This window comes from Mycobacterium dioxanotrophicus (assembly GCF_002157835.1).
Classification (GTDB): Bacteria; Actinomycetota; Actinomycetes; order Mycobacteriales; family Mycobacteriaceae; genus Mycobacterium; species Mycobacterium dioxanotrophicus.
Genome location: NZ_CP020809.1, coordinates 6,457,631 through 6,478,906, shown reverse-complemented (window position 1 = coordinate 6,478,906; position 21,276 = coordinate 6,457,631). Strand labels below are relative to the sequence as shown.

The 21,276-nt window shown below is 65.3% G+C and carries 21 protein-coding genes; 9 read left to right on the top strand and 12 right to left on the bottom strand.

The window, feature by feature from the left end; genetic code table 11:
* Positions 1 to 18: 18 nt before the first annotated feature.
* Complete coding sequence (locus BTO20_RS31590; protein WP_087079790.1) at positions 19 to 1,470, bottom strand: UbiD family decarboxylase; 1,452 nt, start codon at positions 1,468 to 1,470, stop codon at positions 19 to 21.
* A 100-nt stretch (positions 1,471 to 1,570) separates the two neighbouring features.
* On the opposite strand from BTO20_RS31590, the gene BTO20_RS31585 reads away from it, so the two are divergent.
* Entirely contained in the window at positions 1,571 to 2,068 is a 498-nt protein-coding gene (locus BTO20_RS31585) for a TIGR02444 family protein (RefSeq protein WP_157680376.1), read from the top strand.
* A 13-nt stretch (positions 2,069 to 2,081) separates the two neighbouring features.
* On the opposite strand, the gene ipdC is transcribed toward BTO20_RS31585, so the two are convergent.
* Genes ipdC through echA20 form a run of 4 tightly spaced genes read right to left on the bottom strand, consistent with a single transcriptional unit; the run spans position 2,082 to position 5,532 of the window.
* Complete coding sequence (ipdC, locus tag BTO20_RS31580) at positions 2,082 to 3,152, bottom strand: (3aS,4S,5R,7aS)-5-hydroxy-7a-methyl-1-oxo-octahydro-1H-indene-4-carboxyl-CoA dehydrogenase (protein ID WP_087079786.1); 1,071 nt, start codon at positions 3,150 to 3,152, stop codon at positions 2,082 to 2,084.
* Positions 3,153 to 3,155: 3 nt separating this feature from the next.
* Complete coding sequence (gene ipdB / locus BTO20_RS31575; protein WP_087079784.1) at positions 3,156 to 3,905, bottom strand: cholesterol ring-cleaving hydrolase subunit IpdB; 750 nt, start codon at positions 3,903 to 3,905, stop codon at positions 3,156 to 3,158.
* Positions 3,902 to 4,780 (bottom strand): cholesterol ring-cleaving hydrolase subunit IpdA, encoded by an 879-nt coding sequence (gene ipdA, locus BTO20_RS31570; RefSeq protein WP_087079783.1) that lies wholly within the window; start codon positions 4,778 to 4,780, stop codon positions 3,902 to 3,904. Before ipdA ends, ipdB begins: the two co-directional genes overlap by 4 nt.
* Positions 4,777 to 5,532 carry a (7aS)-7a-methyl-1,5-dioxo-2,3,5,6,7,7a-hexahydro-1H-indene-carboxyl-CoA hydrolase gene (gene echA20 / locus BTO20_RS31565; RefSeq protein ID WP_087079782.1) on the bottom strand — a complete coding sequence of 252 codons (756 nt, stop codon included), beginning with the start codon at positions 5,530 to 5,532 and terminating at the stop codon, positions 4,777 to 4,779. Before echA20 ends, ipdA begins: the two co-directional genes overlap by 4 nt.
* A 61-nt stretch (positions 5,533 to 5,593) precedes the next feature.
* On the opposite strand from echA20, the gene BTO20_RS31560 reads away from it, so the two are divergent.
* Together BTO20_RS31560 and BTO20_RS31555 are read left to right on the top strand one after the other, a co-directional pair.
* A complete protein-coding gene (locus BTO20_RS31560) occupies positions 5,594 to 6,373 on the top strand; it encodes an SDR family oxidoreductase (RefSeq protein WP_087079781.1) in 780 nt (259 codons plus the stop codon).
* Positions 6,374 to 6,398: 25 nt separating this feature from the next.
* Positions 6,399 to 7,304 (top strand): SDR family oxidoreductase, encoded by a 906-nt coding sequence (locus BTO20_RS31555; protein ID WP_087079780.1) that lies wholly within the window; start codon positions 6,399 to 6,401, stop codon positions 7,302 to 7,304.
* A 70-nt stretch (positions 7,305 to 7,374) separates the two neighbouring features.
* On the opposite strand, the gene BTO20_RS31550 is transcribed toward BTO20_RS31555, so the two are convergent.
* From BTO20_RS31550 to BTO20_RS31520, 7 genes are all read right to left on the bottom strand, one after another.
* Positions 7,375 to 8,151 carry a hypothetical protein gene (locus BTO20_RS31550; protein ID WP_087079779.1) on the bottom strand — a complete coding sequence of 259 codons (777 nt, stop codon included), beginning with the start codon at positions 8,149 to 8,151 and terminating at the stop codon, positions 7,375 to 7,377.
* 200 nt (positions 8,152 to 8,351) lie between these two features.
* Positions 8,352 to 9,704, bottom strand: coding sequence for an EspA/EspE family type VII secretion system effector (locus tag BTO20_RS31545; protein WP_087079778.1), 1,353 nt, complete (start codon positions 9,702 to 9,704; stop codon positions 8,352 to 8,354).
* 151 nt (positions 9,705 to 9,855) lie between these two features.
* Entirely contained in the window at positions 9,856 to 11,181 is a 1,326-nt protein-coding gene (locus BTO20_RS31540; RefSeq protein ID WP_232490910.1) for a histidine phosphatase family protein, read from the bottom strand.
* A 208-nt stretch (positions 11,182 to 11,389) separates the two neighbouring features.
* Entirely contained in the window at positions 11,390 to 12,709 is a 1,320-nt protein-coding gene (locus tag BTO20_RS31535) for a histidine phosphatase family protein (protein WP_157680375.1), read from the bottom strand.
* Positions 12,710 to 12,873: 164 nt separating this feature from the next.
* Complete coding sequence (locus BTO20_RS31530) at positions 12,874 to 13,350, bottom strand: nitroreductase family deazaflavin-dependent oxidoreductase (RefSeq protein ID WP_087079775.1); 477 nt, start codon at positions 13,348 to 13,350, stop codon at positions 12,874 to 12,876.
* A gap of 8 nt (positions 13,351 to 13,358) precedes the next feature.
* Positions 13,359 to 13,709: a hypothetical protein gene (locus BTO20_RS31525; RefSeq protein WP_087082950.1), complete on the bottom strand. Its 351-nt coding sequence runs from the start codon at positions 13,707 to 13,709 to the stop codon at positions 13,359 to 13,361.
* A gap of 139 nt (positions 13,710 to 13,848) precedes the next feature.
* Positions 13,849 to 15,012 carry a steroid 3-ketoacyl-CoA thiolase gene (locus BTO20_RS31520; RefSeq protein ID WP_087079774.1) on the bottom strand — a complete coding sequence of 388 codons (1,164 nt, stop codon included), beginning with the start codon at positions 15,010 to 15,012 and terminating at the stop codon, positions 13,849 to 13,851.
* Positions 15,013 to 15,165: 153 nt separating this feature from the next.
* Between BTO20_RS31520 and BTO20_RS31515 the strand changes: the two genes are divergently transcribed.
* The 6 genes from BTO20_RS31515 (at position 15,166) to BTO20_RS31490 (ending at position 21,226) form a co-directional block, all read left to right on the top strand.
* The gene (locus tag BTO20_RS31515; protein WP_087082948.1) at positions 15,166 to 16,416 is read left to right on the top strand and encodes a cytochrome P450; all 1,251 of its coding nucleotides are present in this window, start codon (positions 15,166 to 15,168) and stop codon (positions 16,414 to 16,416) included.
* 27 nt (positions 16,417 to 16,443) lie between these two features.
* Positions 16,444 to 17,448: an acyl-CoA dehydrogenase family protein gene (locus tag BTO20_RS31510; protein WP_087079773.1), complete on the top strand. Its 1,005-nt coding sequence runs from the start codon at positions 16,444 to 16,446 to the stop codon at positions 17,446 to 17,448.
* Between the two features lie 3 nt (positions 17,449 to 17,451).
* Complete coding sequence (gene fadE29 / locus BTO20_RS31505; protein WP_087079772.1) at positions 17,452 to 18,615, top strand: acyl-CoA dehydrogenase FadE29; 1,164 nt, start codon at positions 17,452 to 17,454, stop codon at positions 18,613 to 18,615.
* An 81-nt stretch (positions 18,616 to 18,696) separates the two neighbouring features.
* Positions 18,697 to 19,662 (top strand): bifunctional MaoC family dehydratase N-terminal/OB-fold nucleic acid binding domain-containing protein, encoded by a 966-nt coding sequence (locus tag BTO20_RS31500; protein ID WP_087079771.1) that lies wholly within the window; start codon positions 18,697 to 18,699, stop codon positions 19,660 to 19,662.
* Positions 19,659 to 20,069, top strand: coding sequence for a MaoC family dehydratase (locus BTO20_RS31495; RefSeq protein WP_198344131.1), 411 nt, complete (start codon positions 19,659 to 19,661; stop codon positions 20,067 to 20,069). Before BTO20_RS31500 ends, BTO20_RS31495 begins: the two co-directional genes overlap by 4 nt.
* Positions 20,070 to 20,071: 2 nt before the next feature.
* Positions 20,072 to 21,226, top strand: coding sequence for a lipid-transfer protein (locus BTO20_RS31490; RefSeq protein WP_198344591.1), 1,155 nt, complete (start codon positions 20,072 to 20,074; stop codon positions 21,224 to 21,226).
* Positions 21,227 to 21,276 lie beyond the last annotated feature (50 nt).

Here is a 21,276-nt window from a genome sequence, read left to right as displayed (position 1 = left end):
CTGGGGCATGCTTGTGTCCTACGTGAGAGTGGTTGCGGTACGGGACGTCTCGTCGAGCTCCGGGAGCTCGTAGTCCCGCCAACCGGGGATGTCGGCCACCTCGACGACGCGTCCGCCGTGTTCCTCCAGCGCCGGCCCGCACACGTCGCCTACCTTCTTGACCACGGTGCCGTACGGGTAGGTGGCGTCGGTACCGATCGCCGACCCGGTGCGCTGATCCTGCGGCAGCGACTCGTCGGCTGTCGGGTCCAACGGGCCGCCGGGCAGGCTGTCGACGATGATGACGTCGCGCGCCGGTTGGGTGCGAAACGCCATGGCCCACTCCACCTGCTCGGAATCGTGCACATCGATGTCGGGGTCGACCACCACGACCTGCTTTGGCCGCAGGTTGCTGCCCATGGCGGCCAGGATGGCGCTGCGGGCTTCCCCGGCGAAGCGCGGGCGCATGGCGATCACCACGCGGAAGTACACACCGCCCGAGGCCGGGATGGCCACTTTCTCGATGGTCGGGAACTGTTGGCGCATGATGTCGTAGAACGACGCTTCGAATGAAAGCTGCTTGAGGATATGGTTTTCCGTCGTCGGACGGCCGGTCAACAGGGCTTGGAAGTATGCACCGTTGCGGTGGGTGATCGCCGTCGGCCGTACCACGGGCTTGGGTGATGCGGGCGTGTAGTAGCCGGTGTATTCGCCGAGCGGACCTTCTGTCACGGTCTGGGTGAAGTCCACTTCGAACTCGATGACGAACTCGGCATGCGCGGGCACCGACACGTCGCTGGTGCGGCACTTCACCAACTCCACGGCAGCGCCCCGCATACCGCCGACGACCTCCCAGTCGTCGGTGTCCTCGGGCACCTGAATGGGACACGAATACGCGATCATCGGGTCGACACCGATCACCAACGCCGCGCGAAACGTCTTGTGCCCCATGGCCCGGGCTTTGGCCTGATTCTTGGCGAAGCGGTGGTTCGGGATGGCCATCAGGGTCATCGTCTTGTTGTCGATGATCTCGCAGCGATAATGCCCGATATCGGGCACGCCGGTCTCCGGATCGTGGCTGACGACGAAGCCGGGGGTGATGTACCGGCCGCCGTCGTCGGGGCTGTATTTCGGCACGGGCAATATCGAGAGGTCGATGTCGTCGCCGGTGATGACGTTCTCGTGCACCGGTCCGTCGTCGACGTACTTCGGCGGAATCCGGGTCTTCAACCGTTGCACGATGTCGTCGAACGCGTTGGCCTCGGTGCAGCCGTACGCCAGCAGCGCTTTGGCGCGAGAGTTGTAGATGCCGCCCACGAGCGGGAATCCGGTGCCGTTGTTGTTGAAGACGATGGCGGGGCCGCCGGTGGCGGCGCTTTTGCGCATCGCCTTGGCGACTTCCAGTTCCAGGGCCACCGGCCGGTCGACCTCGATGAGCTGTCCGTGGTCTCGCAACGCGCTCAGGAACGAGCGGAAGTCATCGAAGGGCATTGCTTGGCGCCATCCTCACTCTGGTGTTTCCGTAGCCACGGCAAATAACTGTGTACTACGACTAGGCAGGTAGGGCTACCGAACAGCACAATTGGTCACCGTGCAGTTACCAGATTTTGCCCTGCGGGTGCACGGCGGCGACGGAGTGGGGCCTGCGTGTGTGCTGTTGCAGGACCGGTTCGGCCTCGACGTGAACGTGCTGCTGTACGCCGCCCGCGTCGGCATCGGAGGGCCGTTGACGCCGCCCGTGCTGCAGGCTGCGACCGCACGGGTGGCGCTGTGGCACGCCGAGGTGGTGCGGCCGTTGCGTGGGGTGCGTCGACGGCTCAAATCCGGGCCGTCACCTGCCCCGAGCCCTGTCACCGCCGAGCTGCGTGAGCAGCTTCAGAGCCTGGAAATCCGCGCCGAGCTGATAGAGCTCGGCGAACTGGACGCCCTTGTGCGCGACACCGGTCCCGGCGCCGACGATCCCACCGCGCAGGTCACCGCGGCCCTGCTGCTGGCCGTCCACGCACATTCGCAGCGGCCGTTGACGGCCGACGAAGACGCGGCGCTGGCCACGATCGCCGCGGCGGCGGTGGCAGTCGCCACGACATGACGCGAATCAAAAGTTACTGGATGTAACTGGTCGCGGAGCGAAGGTGCTCGACGGCCTCGTCCACGATCGCAGGCACCAGATCAGCGCACGACGGCAGATCCTCGATGATGCCTGCGACCTGACCTGAAGCCAGCACACCTGCCTCGGTGTTGCCTTCCACCAGACCGGCTTTCAGCAGCATCGGGGTGTTGGCCGCCATGACCACCTGCGACCAGGTGAGCTCCTTGCCGTGCCGCATGGCCAGGCCGTCTTTGACCATCGACTTCCACGTCATGCCCGAGAGCTTCTTGAACTTCTGTGCATTGCTGACCGCGGCAGCGAAGCCGCGGGCCCGCGAACCACTTTCGAGCTTCTCGACCAGACCGGTACGCAGGACCCGATGCGGCATGCCGTCGACGCGGGTGGACACCACGGTGCCATCGAGCGCAGCTTGCAGGTAGCGCTGCTTGACCGCGTCAGGCACGGTCGAATCCGACGTCAGCAGGAACCGGGTGCCCATCGCAACGCCCGCGGCGCCGTAGGTCAGGGCCGCGGCCAGCCCCCGGCCGTCGAAGAACCCGCCCGCGGCCACGACCGGCATCCCGGTGTCGGCCACGGCGTCGAGCACCGACGGCAACAGCAGGGTGGTCGCGATCGGGCCGGTGTGGCCGCCGCCCTCGCCACCCTGCACGATGACCGCGTCGGCGCCCCAGCCCGCCACCTTCTTGGCGTGCTTGGCCAGGCCGACCGACGGGATGACCACCACGCCTGCGTCTTTGAGCTTGGCGATCAGGTCGGGTTTGGGAGCCAGGGCGAAGGAGGCGACTTTGACTCCTTCGCGGATCAGGAGGTCGACGCGCGCATTGGCGTCGCCGGCGTCGGCGCGGATGTTGATGCCGAACGGTTTGTCGGTGGCGGCCTTGACCTTGGTGACCGCGGTCTGCAGTTCTTCGAGCGTCATGGTCGCCGAGGCCAGGATGCCCAGGCCGCCGGCGTTGGAGGTCGCCGCGACCAGCCGGGCGCCTGCTACCCAGCCCATGCCGGTCTGTACCACGGGATGTTCGATGCCGACCAGCTCGGTCAGCGGGGTTTTGAGCTTGCCCATCGGCTAGACCTTGACCTCTTTGTCTCGCAACGCCTTCGGATCGATCACCTCACGCAGCAGCTTGAGTTCCTCCTCGGTGGCCAATCGGGTGGTCTCGGCGGAGTCCAGCCCGTGCACCTCGAACGACGTGTTGTCGGCAACCTGTTGAGCGTCGACGCCCGGATGCAGCGACACCGCGCGCATCTGGTGGTCGGGGCCGTTGAAGTCGAACACGCCCAGGTTGGACACCACGCGGTAGATGTTGGCGAACCGGTAGGCCGGGTTCGCCGGATCGACCTTGTCCCAGCCGATTCCGGAGACGATGTCCACCGACTCGCAGAACACCCGCTTGGAGTGGTTGCCCACGAAGTAGCTGGTGGTGTGGTTGATGCTGTTGCCGGGCGCGCCGCGGACACCGAACATCTGGCGGGTCGGGTGCTGGATCGGACCGAACGCCGAGAGGTTCTGGTTGCCGTAGCGGTCGATCTGGTTGGCGCCCATCACCACATGGCGCTTGCCCCAGGCCAAGGTCTCGAAGACCCGGTTGAACGGCATCCAGCCTTCGACGGTGAACGGCGCGCCGATCGCCGGGGTGTCGGCCAGAATTCGTGCCTCACCGTCGGTCAGCACGATGTCGGGGGAGAAGGTCAGCCGGGCCAGGCGCGCACCGATCTGGACGACGGTGGTCATCGGGCTGGCCATGATCTCGCCGGCGTCGCGGAACAGTTCGGCGCAGGCGACGGCGCACACTTCGGCGCGGGTCACGGCAATCACTTGCTGGCCTCCTTGAAGGCGCGGACGGCGGCCTGGTAGTCAAGCTCGCTGCCCGACAGATACGTCTTGACGAACTCGGCCCACGTCTCATCGGAGCCCGCGGCTTCCGCGTAGTGGCGTTGGAACTTCTCGTCGCGGCGGTAGTCGGGCTCGTTGGTGGCGAAGTGGGCACCGTTCGGGGCCTCCACCACGGAATCGACCATCATCCGGTTGATCAGGAGGGCCTGCGTCGGAACGGCTTTGACGAGTTCTTCGGTGGACACGACGCGCTCGACGGACAGGAAGCGGCGCTGCGCCGACATCAGGAACAGGTCGTCGAAGTAGGGGTCAATTCCGGTGTAAGCCGCATTGCCTTGGGCATCACCGAGATTCATGTGTACGAACGCTGCGTCGAGGTTCAGTGCGGGCATCGCGATCAGTTCCTCGTAGGCGCCGTCGGTCGCGTACGGCGACGTCACGGTCTTGAGTTCATCGCCCCAGAACGCGCGCACGTCGCTGCCGAGACCGGCGCGGATCGGCAGGAACGGCAGCCGTTGTGCGGCCGCCTGCAGGCCGCAGCGCAGCATGCCCTCGTCCATCTCGCGGGCCTCGATGGCGCCGGAGGTGCGAGCCTTGGCGAACCACGGGTCGTAGAACGGTGGGGAGTCCAGCGACACGAAACCGTAGTAGACGCGCTTGACCTTGCCTGCCGAGCACAGCAGGCCGAGATCGGGGCCGCCGTAGGTGACCACCGTGAGGTCCTTGACGTCGGTGCGCAACAGGGCGCGGACGAAAGCCATGGGCTTGCGCCGCGAGCCCCAGCCGCCGATGCCGATGGTCATGCCGCTTTCGATCGAGGCGGCGGCCTCGTCGAGAGTTGTTCTCTTGTCGGTCATTCTTTCCCCTTGGAGGTGCCGGCGAAGGCGTCACGGTGCTCGTCGGAGACGCCGGAGAGGTTGAGTTCGAACGTAAAACCTTGTTCCATGCGGTATCTCGCGGTGACTGGCTGTACGTCGATGAAGTTCAGTGCTTCCTTGGCGGCCCGGATCACCCGGGTGTCCTTGCTGGCGATGTCACGGGCCACCCGTAGCGCGGCCTCGTCGAGGTCTGCGCGTGGCACTACCTCGTGCACCGAGCCGAAGTGGTGCAGGGTTTCGGCGTCGACGGTGGCGGCGGTGAAGAACAATCGCCGCATCATGTGTTGCGGCACCAGGCGCGACAGGTGCGTCGCTGCGCCGAGGGCGCCGCGTTCCACCTCGGGAAGGCCGAACTTGGCGTCGTCGGAGGCGACGATGACGTCGGCGTTGCCGACCAGGCCGATGCCACCGCCGACGCAGAACCCGTTGACCGCCGCGACCACCGGCACCTCGCATTCGTAGACCGCCTTGAATGCCGCGTAGCAGCCGCGGTTGGCGTCAATGAGTGCGGTGAAGCCTTCGGTGTTCTGCATCTCCTTGATGTCCACTCCGGCGTTGAAGCCGCGGCCCTCGGCTCGCAGGATCACCACGTGGGTGCTGCGGTCGCGGCCGGCTGCCGTGACGGCGTCGGCCAGCTCGAACCATCCCCGCGATGGGATGGCGTTGACGGGTGGGTAGTTCACGGTGACCGAGACGATGCCCGGTTCGACAGTGGTGGATGTGATCGTCATTGGTTTCCTGATCGTTCCGTCGTCGCTACCTAAGCAAGCACTTGCTTGGTACGCTAGCACAGTGACAGATACGCCAGAAGGCGGTGCCATCAATTTGGGGCTGACCGGCAAAGTGGTGCTGGTAACCGGTGGAGTACGAGGGGTTGGCGCCGGAATCAGCGCTGTTTTCGCCGGTCAGGGAGCCACGGTGGTGACCTGCGCGCGCCGTCCCGTCGAGGGCCTGCCGTACGAGTTCCACAGCTGCGACGTCCGGGACGACGATTCGGTGAAGGCGATGATCGATGCGGTGATCGCCGGGCACGGCCGCCTAGACGTCGTGGTGAACAACGCGGGCGGCTCGCCCTATGTGGCGGCCGCCGACGCGTCGGCGAAGTTCAGCACCAAGATCATCGAGCTCAATCTGCTCGGCCCACTGTCGGTTTCCCAGCACGCCAACGCGGTGATGCAGGACCAGGACAGCGGCGGCTCGATCATCAACATCTCCAGTGTCAGTGGGCGCAGACCCACACCGGGAACCGCGGCTTACGGTGCCGCCAAGGCCGGGGTGGACAACCTGACCGCGACGCTGGCCGTGGAATGGGCACCCAAGGTGCGGGTGAACTCCGTAGTGGTCGGCATGGTCGAGACCGAGCAGTCCGAATTGTTCTACGGCGACGCCGAATCCGTGGCAGCCGTCGCCGCCACCGTGCCGCTGGGTCGCCTGGCCAAACCGGCCGACATCGGTTGGGCCGCAGCGTTCTTGACGTCCGACGCGGCGTCCTACATCAGTGGGGCGACCCTCGAAGTCCATGGTGGCGGCGAGCCGCCGCAGTACCTGGCAGCTTCCAGCGCAAACAAATAGCGCAGACAAACAAGGAGAAACAGCAATGGGTTTGCTTGACGGCCGCGTGGTCATCGTGACGGGTGCCGGCGGCGGTATCGGACGCGCACATGCGCTCGCGTTCGCCGCCGAAGGGGCCCGCGTCGTGGTCAACGACATCGGCGTCGGTCTGGACGGATCGCCGGCGGGCGGGGGCAGCGCGGCGCAAAACGTGGTCGACGAAATCGCCTCTGCCGGTGGCGAAGCCGTCACCAGTGGCGCCAACGTCGCGGACTGGGCGCAGGCTGAGAGTCTCATCCAGACCGCCGTCGACGCGTTCGGCGGCCTCGACGTTCTCGTCAACAACGCGGGCATCGTGCGGGACCGCATGTTCGCCAACACCTCCGAAGAAGAGTTCGACGCCGTCACCGCCGTGCACCTCAAGGGGCACTTCGCCACCATGAAGCACGCGGCGGCCTATTGGCGCGCCCAGTCCAAGGCGGGCAACATGGTTGACGCCCGCATCATCAACACCAGCTCCGGTGCCGGCCTGCAGGGCAGTGTCGGACAGGCGAATTACAGTGCGGCCAAGGCGGGTATCGCGGCACTGACCCTCGTGGCGTCCGCCGAGATGGGGCGCTACGGCGTCACCGTGAACGCCATCGCGCCGTCGGCCCGCACCCGGATGACCGAAACGGTGTTCGCAGAGATGATGGCGACGCAGGACGCCGCATTCGACGCGATGGCGCCGGAGAACGTCTCGCCGCTCGTGGTGTGGCTGGGCAGCGCCGAGTCAAAAGACGTCACCGGCAAGATGTTCGAGGTCGAGGGCGGCAAGATCCGAGTCGCCGAGGGCTGGGCGCACGGACCGCAGATCGACAAGGGCGCGAAGTGGGATCCGGCCGAGTTGGGCCCCGTGGTCTCCGATCTGCTGGCCAAGGCCCGTCCCGCGGTTCCGGTCTACGGGGCCTGAGCTCTTCCCGCGAGCAGACACTCCGGCACCGGCACAACGGCGTGTCGGGTGCCGGAGTGTCTGCTCGCACTTACTTTTTCGGGTCCCGGGTACACGTCGCCAGAAAGGTCTTGCCGTCCTGCTCGGCGACCTGCGCGGGGTTGAGCCACCCGATACCCTGGAACCAGTAGGTGTCAGTGGGATGGTCAGCCGAGTGGCTGACAGCCTCGGTGAGGTCGGTTGTGGGATCCCAGTGTTGTTCGGTGGTGTGGACCGCGAGGGTCAATTCCTGTTGGTTGCGCCAATCGAATCCGAGCGGCAATCCATCGCGAATCACCAAGCCGGGGAAGGACTCTCCCACGGTGTAGCGCTCGAACGTGATGGTGTCGTCGTTGCTTCTGGTCGCCATCGCGAGGTCGGTTTCCGCGGGTTTGGTACGGTCCGCTCGGAAGCTGAGTGTCACGCCGGTGGTGGACGCGCAGGGTGACCCCGTCCAGACCCGAAGTGTGCCATCGGTGACACGCACCCCGAACGCCGTTGGCAGCGATGGTTGCTTCGCGGGGTCGGCTGTGCAGACTGTGAGCAACTGCTTCCGGTTCATGGCTGAGATTTGAGTGGGGTTGAGCCAACCGAATCCCTGGAAAAAGTAGGTGTCGTAGGGGTGCTCGGACGAGCCCGCGATGATGTCGGCGACGCTGGTCGGGGTCGACCCCGCGCCTTCTGCCGCAGTGAGCCATAGGTCAACGGTCTTCGCGGTTCGCCATTCGAACCCGTCGGGCAGGGGTTCGGCGACGGTGAGTCCAGGATTCGGTCCCGCCAGGGACAGGTACTCGAATTGTGCCCACTCGTTGGCTGGCGGCTGCAACACAAGCTGGGCGCTCCCAGGGGAGAACGCGATGGCTATCCGGGAGACCTGCACACACGGGGTGCCAGTCCAAAAGTGCAGTTGCCCATTGGTGATACGTGCTCCGAATACCGGGGGCAGCGATGGGGCCTGTGGGTTCTTTCCGAAGATCTCGCACCCAGAAATCGTCAGTATGGTGAGCAAAATCGCCAGTCCTCGCGCGATCACTTCTCATAGCCTCCGTCGTTCAGTCCGGCGTCGCGCTCCAAGCCCATCCAATCTGACGTCAACGCCCACAGCATGCCGAGGTGGCCCTTCTGCGCCCACTGTTGAGAATGCCGTTCTTCGTGATGCAGCAATTTATCCAGATCGAGCGTGCCAGGCCTGGGGACGCCGTCGGGGCCGACGCCGCGTGACACACCGGACTCCACCATCTGACGGAGTTGATCTGCAGGGCCGTGGGAGTGGTCGATGTTGCTCATGTAGATATCACCCCAAGTACTGCCGCCCATCCAACTGAACTGGTCTTGCACCCAGTTGCCGCCCATTCCCATGAGCATGCCGTTCGGTGTGGTCATCAGTGCTCCGTCGGCGTTGAGGATGAAGTCCACATCGTCGCGGTAGGTGAAGGAGTTTGCGTTTTGCCGATCGACGATCCGCTGTACTTCGTCTGCCGAGTATGGAGTCTCCGCGAAATCCTTCTTGCCAGGCGCTGCACCGTAGTCCGTGCCGCAATTGAGGATGTAGGTCATCAACACGGCCTTGCGCGCTTCGGCGCCGGTGGTGCCTTTGGGCATGAGGAAGTAAGACTTGCCGTCGGGGTCCTTGACCTCTTCCAAGCCGTCGAGGACTTTGAAGCTGTCCGGCGTGATGTGGTGGCGTCGGGCGATCTCGACGATGACTTCTGGTGGTACACCGCGGCGTTCGGCATTCTCCAACCACTTTTTGTAATACCCGTCGGCGGGACCGTTGAGCAGGCCGGCGTCCCTCAACGCCTTCTCGTATTTGTTCTCCGGGGGCTTGTCCGGTTCAGGGCCGTTGCCGTCCGGACCGAAGTTCTGGGGTTGGTCGCCCTTGCCGCGTTTCTGGTCACCGAGCGCGGAGTATTCACTGCCGATCCCTCGGATCGTCGTGGCAATCGAATTCAGTTCACCGTTGGACCGTTTGACGATGTCGGCGACGTCGCTCAGGCCCCGTCGCACGATCGGCACCAGCATCTGCTGGCCGGCCGCGTTCTGGGGAGCCTTGGCTGCGGCGTCGAGCACCCACGTCCGCACCGCGTCCAGATCAGTTCGGCCGACGGTCACCACTCGTGCTGCGCGGTCGATCTGTTCGCCCATCCGGCGGTCCAGGTTCGCGAACTCGGCCACCTTTCCCCGATGTTCGGTGTTGGCCGCATCGTAGGCGGCGGACGCCGTGCCAGACCAGGACGATCCCGGCGTCGCCGCAGTCAGGTGCGCCTGCACCCGGCTCAGCGGCCCATCGGTCTTGAAGGGTTCGCCCGTTTGGGGCACACCCTGGCCGAACGTTGAACGCGCCTCGGCCCAGGTGGAGAGAAATCCCTCCAGAACACTCATCGGCACCCCCGGGCCCCGGTGCAACAGCACTGTCAGCTGTCAGTTTCCCACGAGTCGTGACGCCCGGATCGCACAAATCTGCGGTCGTGCGCACGCCACGGGAACGAGGGCTCGGGCACCGGGGGTCCAGTGCCCGAGCCTCGTGCTCAGCTCAGGCAGCGTCCTTTTCGCCGCCCGTCTTGGCGGAGTCGGCGGGGGCGCCGGACTTGCCTCTCTGCCCGGTGATCTTCTTGACCGCGTCACTGAGCTTCTGCACCGACGTGGCCACCTGGTCGGAGGTGTTCTGCACGGCCTCGCGCACCCGGTCCCCACTGCGACTGATCGACTTCGTCACGCCGGGCAGCGCCTTGTTGCCGTCGGACAGATCCGTCGCGCCATGGGCCTTCGACCTCCCAGCGCCAGTGTTCAACTTCGCTGCACCCGTGAGGCTTTGGGTCCCGACGGCGGAGTCGACGGTCTCCTCGACGTTCTTGACGTTCGCCTCCACGGACGCCTTGACGGTGTCGACCGCGGCGGACACCTTCTTCTGCGCGGAGTCGGCATCGGTCGGCACGGCATCCTTGGTCCGGTTGATGACCTCGGCGTTGATCGCGCGGCCGAACTTGACGACGGAGAAGCTCGCCGTGGCGACAGCATGGTTGATCGCGGTGGCGATGGTCGCCGGGTTCCGCGTCGCGAAGGCGGCCTTCACGCTGTCGGCGGCCTGCTGCAGTTGTCGGGTGAGGGTCCGGACCTGCAGTTGCACGTTTGTTTCGAACGATGGTTGGGTGCCGAACTTTTCGCCGTCCCAGTCCACCAATGTCCAGCCGTCTTCGGGATTGCCCTCGATCACCACGTAGCTGGTGTTGGTCAGCGGATGGGTGGTGAGCAGTCTGACCTTGTCGGCAGTGCTGAGGTTCTGGGCGTTCATCATGGTCCAGAACATGATGGTGCCGCCGTGGGAGAACACCGCGACGTTCCGGTCGCCGTTGTCGTACATGGTCTGCAGCGCTCCGTCGACCCTGGCGTCGAACTCATTGCCGTCGATCGAGCCCGGTATCCGGGCGCCGCGTTGTCCGGCGAACGCCCACGCGATCGGGGCCTTGAGATATCCGTTCATCGCGTCTTTCTCCGGGGTGCCCTCGTAATCACCTGCTTCGATTTCCTGCAGGCCGGGCAGAACTTGAATGGGCAGGCCGAGGTATTGCGACATCGGTGCCGCGGTCAATTGTGTGCGCACCATGGTCGAGGCGTAAATGGCGTCGTAATTGTTGTCGCCGAGTTTCTTGGCGACGTCCTGGGCCTGTTGCTGGCCTTTGGGGGTGAGCACCGGGCCGGGTGTCGAGGTGTCGATCAAACCCGAAGTGTTGCCGTATGACTCGCCATGTCGGATGAACGTCACGCGCATCACCTCGGCGGCGTTGGCGACAGGCAGCGCCAGGCACAAGGCGAGGAATGCCATCGCGACACCTCCCAGGATCGATTGTTTCCGCGTCATGCTTTGGGGCCTCCGTATTTGGTAGTGGGGACGGGCACAGGGATCGTCCAGTAAATCGCAAGGAAATTGGCGGATTGTCCCGCTGTCCGGGATGTCAATTTGACGAATTGCCGACGCGCGTTGCGCAATTCGGGCGCGACAATTCGGCCCCTCCGTCATTCGAGGACGGGGCCGAAGTGCCGGTGTTTATTTGTCGGTGGTCCTTATCTCACGCGGCATCTTTCGACGTGCTGTCCGACCCGCCGCGCGCGGTCTTGTCGGCGCCGGTCAGCTTCCTGACGGTGTCGCCGACCTGCTTGATCGACGACTCGACACCGGCTTGCGCGTCCTTGACGGTTTGCCGAACCCGTTGCCGCGCAACAGAAACGGTCTTGCCGGGCGCAGTCTTGTTGCCGTCGGCGAGATTCGTTGCGCCATTGACCTTTTCGGTGATCTTGGCGACGGACCTGGCGCCGGTGGATGTCTCGGCCACCGGGGTTGCGGCGGTGCTGAGTGTGGAGGTCTGCGGCGTCGGCGACAGGCTGCTCAGTGAGCTCGGGATGCTGGTGATCGCGTTGACAGTGTCGGTCACCGAGTCCGTCACGAACTTCACGCCGGCCTTGGCGACGTCCTGCACACCCTGCGCCCCAGTGCTGACAATGGCGGCGGGATCCGGCGTGAGAACGGGCACCCGCATGTTGTAGACCGCCTGCTGCGGCGCGACGACCAGGTCGCGGACGTTGACGAACATCTGGGTCGGGTAGCTGGCGGGGCCGACCTCTTCGCCCGCCCAGCTCTTGAGGGTCCAGCTGCCGTCGGCGTTCTGATCCACCACCACGGCGTCACCGTTGGTCAACGGGTGCTGCACGATCAACAGCAGGTTCGGATTGTCGACGTTCATCATCGTCCAGAACATGATGGTGGCGCCGTGGGAGAACACCGCGGCGTTCTGATTACCGTCGTCGCCCGCCGGGGTGTCCGCCTCGATCTGCTTCATCGAGTTGTTCATGCGCTCGTTGAATTCCAGGCCGGTCTCGCCGCCGGGGACCGGGACGAACTGCAGTCCCAACGTCCAGGCCAGCGGCGCGACGATGTAGCCGATACGGCCGATGCCGGTCTGTTCGGGCAGGCCCTCGAAGATGCCGGCACTGATTTCCTGCACACCGATGCGCTCTCCGGCGTCGGTGTTCTTCGGATAACCGATGACGGTGACGGGCAGGTTCAAGTCGATCGCGAGCGGCTTGGCCGTCTCCTGCGTCCGGATCATGGTCGACGCATAGATCGCGTCGACGGGCCCGTATTTGTCGGTGTAGGCAGGCGAGGTCAGGTAGGCGGCGACGGCGTCGGCCTGGCCCTCGCCCTTGGGTGTGAGATCCGGCCCCGGTGTCGACGTGTCGATGTTGTTGGTGGCATTGCCGTAGGACTCTCCGTGCCGGATGAACGTCACCGTCATGGCGGACGCGGGCAGCGCTGTCGCCGCCAAGAGCGCGCAGGTCGTCAGGGTCGTCGCAGCGGCCCCGGCGGTCCGGCGTCCCGAGAGTGTTCGCATGTAGTTCTCCATCCGTTCGCCAAGATGTGGGCTGGCGCACAACGGGTGTTCACTGTGCGCGCGCTCACTGTACAACATTCAAAATGTGTCTACTAACGGGTTCGTCAACCATGCAAAAATGCCCCTGAACTGAGAGTTCAGGGGCATTCACGCGATGGCGATACCTACGGGTCGCAGATGACGATCGGGATCTTGCGGTCGGTGTAAGACCGGTAGTTGGCGAAGTCGGGATACATCGCGTCGAGCTTGGGCCAGTACTCGTCGCGCTCGGCGTCGGTCGCATCGCGTGCGGTGAGGTGGAGTTTTTCGCGCTTGGTCTGGAACGTCATCGACGGGTTGGCCTTGAGGTTCAGGTACCACATCGGATTGGTGGCCCGGCCGCCCTGCGATGCGACCAGGACGATGCGCGTGCCCTCCTGGAGGAACAGCAGCGGGCTGTCCCGAGGCTCACCGGACTTGCGCCCGGTCGTGGTCAGGATCCCCACCTCGGCCCCGCGCAGGAACTTGTCGCCCAGGCGGCCGTTGGTCTTCTTGAAGAGCCATGTCTGCGCGCGGGACATCCACTTGATCGCAGTGCCAACGCCCTTCGAATTCAGAGATTCGATCTGCTTGGCGCTGAGCGGGCGGGAGGCTGATGACACGGATGACCCTATCGGCTGACGAACGGTGTGAGCTTGGCCCGGATGTGGTGGATCTGACCGTCCGAGGCCGGGATCAGGAACGTCTCGTCGACGTGCGAGCACACCCGCCGGCCGAACAGTCGCGGCTTGGTAAGCACGTCGAATTTGGCGTGTATGTGGTCGCCGTCGACGGTGAATTCGGGCGGTGTCGTGGCCTCGATCACGCGGTATTGCGGACCGCGATTCAGGCTGCGGCGCAGGTGTTCTCCGGAGAAGCCGGACTTGAGCCCGGCCTCGATGCGGATACACCCTGGCGCGAACGGCACCTTGTCGGCGTCGTGGCTCGACAGCGCATCGATGTACGCCTGGGCCGCCGCGATGCGCTCCGCTTCCGACCGTTTCGATTCCCCGGTCGCTTCGCTCCTGCCCTCCGGTGTCGATTCCCCGGTCGCTTCGCTCCTGCCCTCCGGTGTCGATTCCCCGGTCGCTTCGCTCCTGCCCTCCGGTGCCACGTAACCCTCAGATCCGCTCGATGATCGTGCCGGTCGAGAGCGCTCCGCCGGCGCACATGGTGATCAGCGCGGTGGACTTGCCGGTGCGCTCGAGCTCGTGCAGCGCGGTGGTGATCAGCCGGGCGCCGGTCGACCCGACAGGGTGACCGAGCGCGATGGCGCCGCCGTTGACGTTGACCTTGTCCATGTCGGCATTGTGCACCTGCGCCCACGACAGCACGACGGAGGCGAAGGCTTCGTTGATCTCGACCAGATCGATGTCGCCGAGCTTCATCCCGGCCTTCTCCAGCACGCGTGCGGTCGACTGCACGGGGCCGTCGAGGTGGTAGTAGGTCTCGGCGCCGACATTGGCCTGCGCGACGATCCGCGCTCGCGGCTTCAGGCCGAGCGCCCGTGCCTTGTCTTCGTCCATCCACAGCACGGCGGCCGCACCATCGGAAATCTGCGACGACGTCCCTGCGGTGTGAATGCCCCCCTCCAGCACCGGGTTCAGTGATGCCAAGCCCTCGGCGGTGGTGTCGCGCAGGCCCTGGTCACGCGTCACCGGGGCCCACTCGGCGGTGGGCTGCTTGTTCTCGTCGAGCACCGGCGCCGAGATCGGGGAGATCTCCCGGTCGAAACGGCCCTCGGCCCAGGCCTGCTTGGCCTTGGCCTGCGATGCCAGGCCAAGGGCGTCGACGTCGGCGCGCGTGATGCCGCGACGCTTGGCGATCCGCTCGGCGGCCTCGAACTGGTTGGGCATGTCGATGTCCCACGACGACGCCCGGATCAGGCTGCGGTCCGGCCCCGCGTTGGCGCCAAGACCGACCCGGCTCATGGCCTCGATACCGCAGGCGATGCCGATGTCGATGGCGCCAGTGGCGATCAGGCCGGCGATGAGGTGGTTGGCCTGCTGCGCGCTACCGCACTGGCAGTCGATGGTTGTCGCGCCGACATGCTCTGGCAAACCCGCGGTCAGCCAGCCCACGCGGGTGATGTTGTTGGACTGCTCGCCGTACTGCGTGACGCAGCCACCGATGAGCTGCTCGACGTCGCCGGCGTCGATGCCCGCCTTCTCGACCAACGCCTTCTGCACAGCCCCCAGAAGTTCGGTGGCGTGCAGGCCCGACAACCAACCATTGCGCTTGCCGATCGGGCTGCGAGTGGCTTCGACGATGACAGGATTACCCATATCGTCAGGCTAGAACACGTTTCATTAGTCTGACAAGCAGCGATGCCGCCGTGCCTTTTATCTGCGGTGAAGGCATGTTTCAATGGTCTTCAAGAGGTACTAGACGGATTTGTCTCGCTGCCCGCCATGTACTGGAGTTTCAAGGAGATGAGCATGCCCTGCCCGAACCTTCCCCACGGCTTCGACCCCCTGGATGCGGAGTTGAATCTCAAAGGTCTGCCCGTCGCTGAGCTCGCCGAGCTTCGCACGTCCGAGCCGGTCCACTGGGTCGACGTCCCGGGCGGTACGGGCGGGTTCGGCGACAAGGGCTACTGGCTGGTCACCCGGCACGCCGATGTCAAAGAGGTGTCGAAGCGCAACGACGTATTCGGTAGCTCACCGGACGGGGCCATCCCGGTCTGGCCGCAGGAGATGACGCGCGAAGCCGTCGACCTGCAACGCGCCGTGCTGCTCAACATGGACGCTCCGCAGCACACCCGGCTACGCAAGATCATTTCCCGCGGGTTCACCCCGCGGGCCATCGGCCGGCTGGAGGCCGAACTGCGTGAGCGTGCCCAGAAGATCGCAGAGACCGCGGCGTCCGCGGAGGCGGGCGACTTCGTCGAGCAGGTGTCGTGTGAGCTGCCGCTGCAGGCCATCGCCGGTCTGCTCGGCGTTCCGCAGGACGACCGGGACAAGCTGTTCCGCTGGTCCAACGAGATGACCGCGGGCGAGGACCCCGAATACGCCGACATTGATCCGGCGATGTCCTCGTTCGAGCTCATCACCTATGCCATGAAGATGGCCGAGGAGCGCGCCAACAACCCCACCGACGACATCGTCACGCAGCTGATCCAGGCCGACATCGACGGCGAGAAGCTCTCCGACGACGAGTTCGGCTTTTTCGTGGTGATGCTCGCGGTGGCCGGCAACGAGACCACCCGCAACTCGATCACCCACGGCATGATCGCCTTCTCTCAGCACCCCGAGCAGTGGGAGCTGTACAAGAAGGACCGCCCGGAGACTGCCGCCGACGAGATCGTCCGTTGGGCCACACCGGTTTCGGCGTTCCAGCGCACCGCCCTGGAGGATGTCGAGCTGGGTGGTGTGCAGATCAAGAAGGGGCAGCGCGTGGTGATGTCGTACCGCTCCGCCAACTTCGACGACGAGGTTTTCGAGAACCCGCACACGTTCGACATCCTGCGTAATCCCAACCCGCACGTCGGTTTCGGCGGTACCGGGGCGCACTACTGCATCGGCGCGAACCTGGCCCGGATGACCATCAACCTGATCTTCAACGCCGTCGCCGACCACATGCCCGACCTCAAGCCGCTCGGTCAGCCCGAGCGGCTGAAGTCCGGCTGGCTCAACGGCATCAAGCATTGGCAGGTCGACTACACGGGAAAATGCCCGGTCGCACACTGAGGCGCTGACGGATCAAGGAGCACACGGGTGGACTTCACACCGAATCCCGAGCAGCAGGCCGTCGCCGATGTCGTGACGTCCGTGCTGGAGCGGGACAACAGTTGGGACGCACTGGTTTCCGGTGGCGTGTCGGCGCTGGCGGTACCCGAGCGGCTCGGCGGAGACGGGCTGGGACTGCTTGAGGTCGCCACCGCACTGACCGAGATCGGCAGGCACGGCACCATCGGGCCCGCGCTGGCCACCCTCGGATTGGGGCTGATCCCGCTGCTCGATCTGGCTTCCGAGCCCCAGCAGGACCGCTACCTGGCGGGCGTGGCCAAGGGTGCAGTGCTGTCGGCGGCGCTCAACGAGCCCGGTGCCCAGCTGCCCGAGCGACCCGCCGCGACGTATGCGGACGGGAAGCTCACCGGTACGAAAGTCGGTGTGCCCTACGCTGAGTCGGCACAGTGGCTGGTGGTCACCGCCGACGGCGGCGTCGTCGTGGTCGCCCCGACCGCCGCAGGCGTCACCGTGACGAAGACGCCGACCGCCAACGGTTCCGACGAATACGTCGTGACGTTCGCCGACGTGGAGATTCCCGCAGAGGATGTCCTGCCGGGCGCGACGGCGCACCGCGTGAACCAGCTGGTGTTGGCGACCACGGGTGCGTTCGCGGCCGGGCTCGTGGCGGGTGCGCTGCGGCTCACCGCCGACTACGTCGCCACCCGCGAGCAGTTCGGGCGTCCGCTGTCGACGTTCCAGACCGTTGCCGCCCAGCTCTCGGAGGTCTACATCGCCTCGCGGACCATCGATCTCGTGTCGACGTCGGCCACCTGGCGGCTGTCCGAAGGTCTTGACGCCGACGACGATCTCGCCATCCTCGGCTACTGGTTGACCTCACAGGCGCCGCCCGCGATGCGCACCTGCCATCATCTGCACGGCGGCATGGGCATGGACATCACCTATCCGATGGACCGTTACTACTCGTCGATCAAGGACCTGGCCCGCTTGCTGGGCGGTCCCGTGCATCGGCTGGATCTGGTGGGAGCGTAGAGCATGTTCATCGAACTGACACCCGAGCAGCGGGCACTGCAAGCCGAACTGCGGCAATACTTCTCGACTCTCATCACTCCCGACGAGGCCAAGGCGATGGAATCCGATCGCCACAATGAGGCCTACCGTGCGGTGATCAAGCGCATGGGCTCCGACGGCAAGCTGGGGGTCGGCTGGCCCAAGGAGTACGGCGGGCTGGGCTTCGGGCCCATCGAACAGCAGATCTTCGTCAACGAGGCCAACCGCGCCGATATCCCGCTGCCGTTGGTCACCCTGCAGACCGTGGGTCCCACGCTGCAGGTGTACGGCACCGAGGAACAGAAGAAGAAGTTCCTGCCCGGGATCCTTTCCGGCGACATCCATTTCGCGATCGGCTACTCCGAACCCGAGGCCGGCACAGACCTTGCCTCGCTGCGGACCACCGCTGTCAGGCACGGCGACGAATACATCGTCAACGGCCAGAAGATGTGGACCACCGGCGCACACGATGCCGACTACATCTGGCTGGCCTGCCGCACCGATCCGACCGCGGCCAAGCACAAGGGCATCTCGATCCTCATCGTCGACACCAAGGATCCGGGTTACTCGTGGACCCCGATCATCCTGTCCGACGGTGCCCATCACACCAACGCGACGTACTACAACGACGTGCGCGTGCCGGCCGACATGGTGGTCGGCGGGGAGAACGGCGGCTGGAAGCTCATCACCACCCAGCTCAACCATGAGCGGGTCAGCCTGGGCCCGGCCGGGCGCGTCGCCGGCATCTACGACCACGTCCACGCGTGGGCGTCCAAGCCCGGCTCCGACGGCGTGACGCCCATCGAGCACGACGATGCGCGGCATCTGCTCGGGCAGATCAAGTCCATCTGGCGGATCAACGAACTGCTCAACTGGCAGGTCGCGGCGTCGGGTGAGACCATCGCCGTCGCCGACGCCGCGGCGACCAAGGTGTTCTCCACCGAACGCATCCAAGAGGTCGGGCGCCTGGCCGAAGAACTCGTGGGCCGCTACGGCAACCCGGCCGACCCGGAGACGGCCGAACTGCTGGAGTGGCTCGACAAGATGACCAAGCGCAACCTGGTCATCACGTTCGGTGGCGGGGTCAACGAGGTGATGCGGGAGATGATCGCCGCGTCGGGGCTGAAAGTGCCGAGGGTTCCGCGGTGATGTGTGGTCGAGTGGCCAGTTACCACACGCATTTCTGCCAATTTCGTGCATCAAGTGGCCACTCGGCCGAGGGGACTGCAGATGAGTGACCTTCAAGCAGGCATCGATGAGATTGTCGCGGCCGGGCGTGGCGAGCCGACGGTAGGCCGGGACCCGGTGAATCAGCCCATGATTCACCATTGGACCGATGCGATCGGCGATAAGAACCCGATCTACGTCGACGAGGAAGCGGCACGCGCGGCCGGTCATCCCGGGATCGTTGCGCCGCCCGCCATGATTCAGGTGTGGACCATGATGGGGCTCGGCCGCACCAGGTCCGACGACGATCCGCTGGCCCGGATCATGAAGCTGTTCGACGATGCCGGGTACGTCGGGGTCGTGGCCACCAACTGCGACCAGACCTACCACCGCTACCTGCAGCCGGGCGAACGGGTGAGCATGACCGCGGAGATCACCGATGTGGTGGGTCCCAAGCAGACTGCGCTGGGCGAGGGCTACTTCGTCAACCAGAAGATCCGGTGGCATGTCGGCGATGAGGAAGTCGCCGACATGGACTGGCGCATCATGAAGTTCCTGCCTGCCGACAAGAGCAACAAACCGTCCGCCGAAACCGTGGCCGTCCCCGAGGATCTGGACCCGGACAAGCTGATGCGGCCGGCGTCGTCGCGCGACACCAAGTTCTTCTGGGACGGTGTCAATGCCCACGAACTGCGGATCCAGCGTCGCCCCGACGGCACGCTGCAGCACCCGCCGGTGCCCGCGGTGTGGCAGGACAAAGATGCACCAACGGATTACGTGGTTTCCTCGGGCAAGGGCACGGTGTTCAGCTACGTCGTGCACCACGCACCGAAGGTTCCTGGTCGCACCCTGCCCTTCGTCATCGCGCTCGTCGAACTCGACGAGGGTGTGCGGATGCTCGGTGAGCTGCGGGGTGTCGACCCGGAACAGGTGAAGATCGGAATGCCGGTCACCGCAACATTTATCGACTTTCCGGACAGCGACGTCAGCCCAGCCTGGACTCTTTACGCATGGGAGCCGCAAGCATGAGCCTCACCAAGCTCGACCTCCAAGTCGGCACCAAACTGCCCGAGTTGCAGATCTACGGGGACCCGACGTTCATCGTGTCCACGGCCATCGCGACGCGTGACTACCAGGACGTGCACCACGACCGGGACAAGGCGCAGGCCAAGGGGTCCAAGGACATCTTCGTCAACATCCTCACCGACACCGGTCTGGTGGGGCGCTACGTCACCGACTGGGCCGGACCGAACGCCGTCATCAAGTCGATCAAGCTGCGCCTCGGGGTGCCGTGGTACGCCTACGACACCATCACCTTTACCGGTGAGGTGACTGCGCTCGACGGTGACCTGGTGACGCTGAAAGTGGTGGGCAGCAACAGCCTTGGCGATCATGTCATCGCCACCTCCACCCTCGTGTTGGGAGCAGCGCAGTGAGCCTGTCCGGCAAGGCAGCCATCGCCGGTATCGGCGCCACCGACTTCTCCAAGAACTCCGGCCGCAGCGAACTGAGGCTGGCCGCAGAGGCGGTGCTCGACGCGCTCGACGACGCCGGCCTGCAGCCGTCGGACGTCGACGGTCTGGTGACCTTCACGATGGACTCCAACCTGGAGACCGCCGTCGCGCGGGCCACCGGCATCGGCGACCTGAAGTTCTTCAGCCAGATCGGCTACGGCGGCGGTGCCGCTGCGGCGACCGTGCAACAGGCCGCGCTCGCGGTGGCGACCGGCGTGGCGGAAGTGGTTGTGGCATACCGGGCCTTCAACGAGCGCTCGGAGTTCCGCTTCGGCCAGGTGATGACCGGCCTGACCGTCAACGCCGACTCGCGCGGCGTCGAGTACAGCTGGTCCTACCCGCACGGGCTGAGTACTCCCGCGGCATCGGTGGCCATGATCGCCCAGCGCTACCTGCACGAGTACGGCGCCACGAGTGCCGATTTCGGTGTGGTGTCGGTGGCCGACCGCAAGCACGCCGCGAACAACCCCAAGGCGCACTTCTACGGCAAGCCCATCACCATCGAGGATCACCAGAATTCCCGGTGGATCGCCGAGCCGCTGCGCTTGCTGGACTGCTGCCAGGAAACCGACGGCGGCGTGGCCATCGTCGTCACCACCCCCGAGCGGGCCAAGGACCTCAAGCACCGGCCGGTGACCATCGAGGCCGCCGCCCAGGGTGCCGGTGCTGACCAGTTCACCATGTACTCGTACTACCGCGAGGAGCTCGGCCTGCCGGAGATGGGCTTGGTGGGCCGTCAACTCTGGGAGCAGAGCGGCCTGTCGCCCGCCGACATCCAGACGGCCGTCCTGTACGACCACTTCACGCCGTACACGCTGATCCAGCTGGAGGAGCTCGGTTTCTGCGGTAAGGGCGAGGCCAAGGACTTCATCGCCGGTGGCGCGATCGAACTCGGCGGCCGATTGCCGATCAACACCCATGGCGGCCAATTGGGGGAGGCCTATATCCATGGCATGAACGGCATTGCCGAAGGCGTGCGGCAGTTGCGGGGTACGTCGGTCAATCAAGTCGACGATGTGGAGCATGTGCTGGTCACCGCAGGCACCGGGGTCCCGACCTCCGGGTTGATCTTGGGTTAAAGGTGCGTTGCCACCCCTGTCCGGCACGGTAATGTTTGCTCCACATGTGC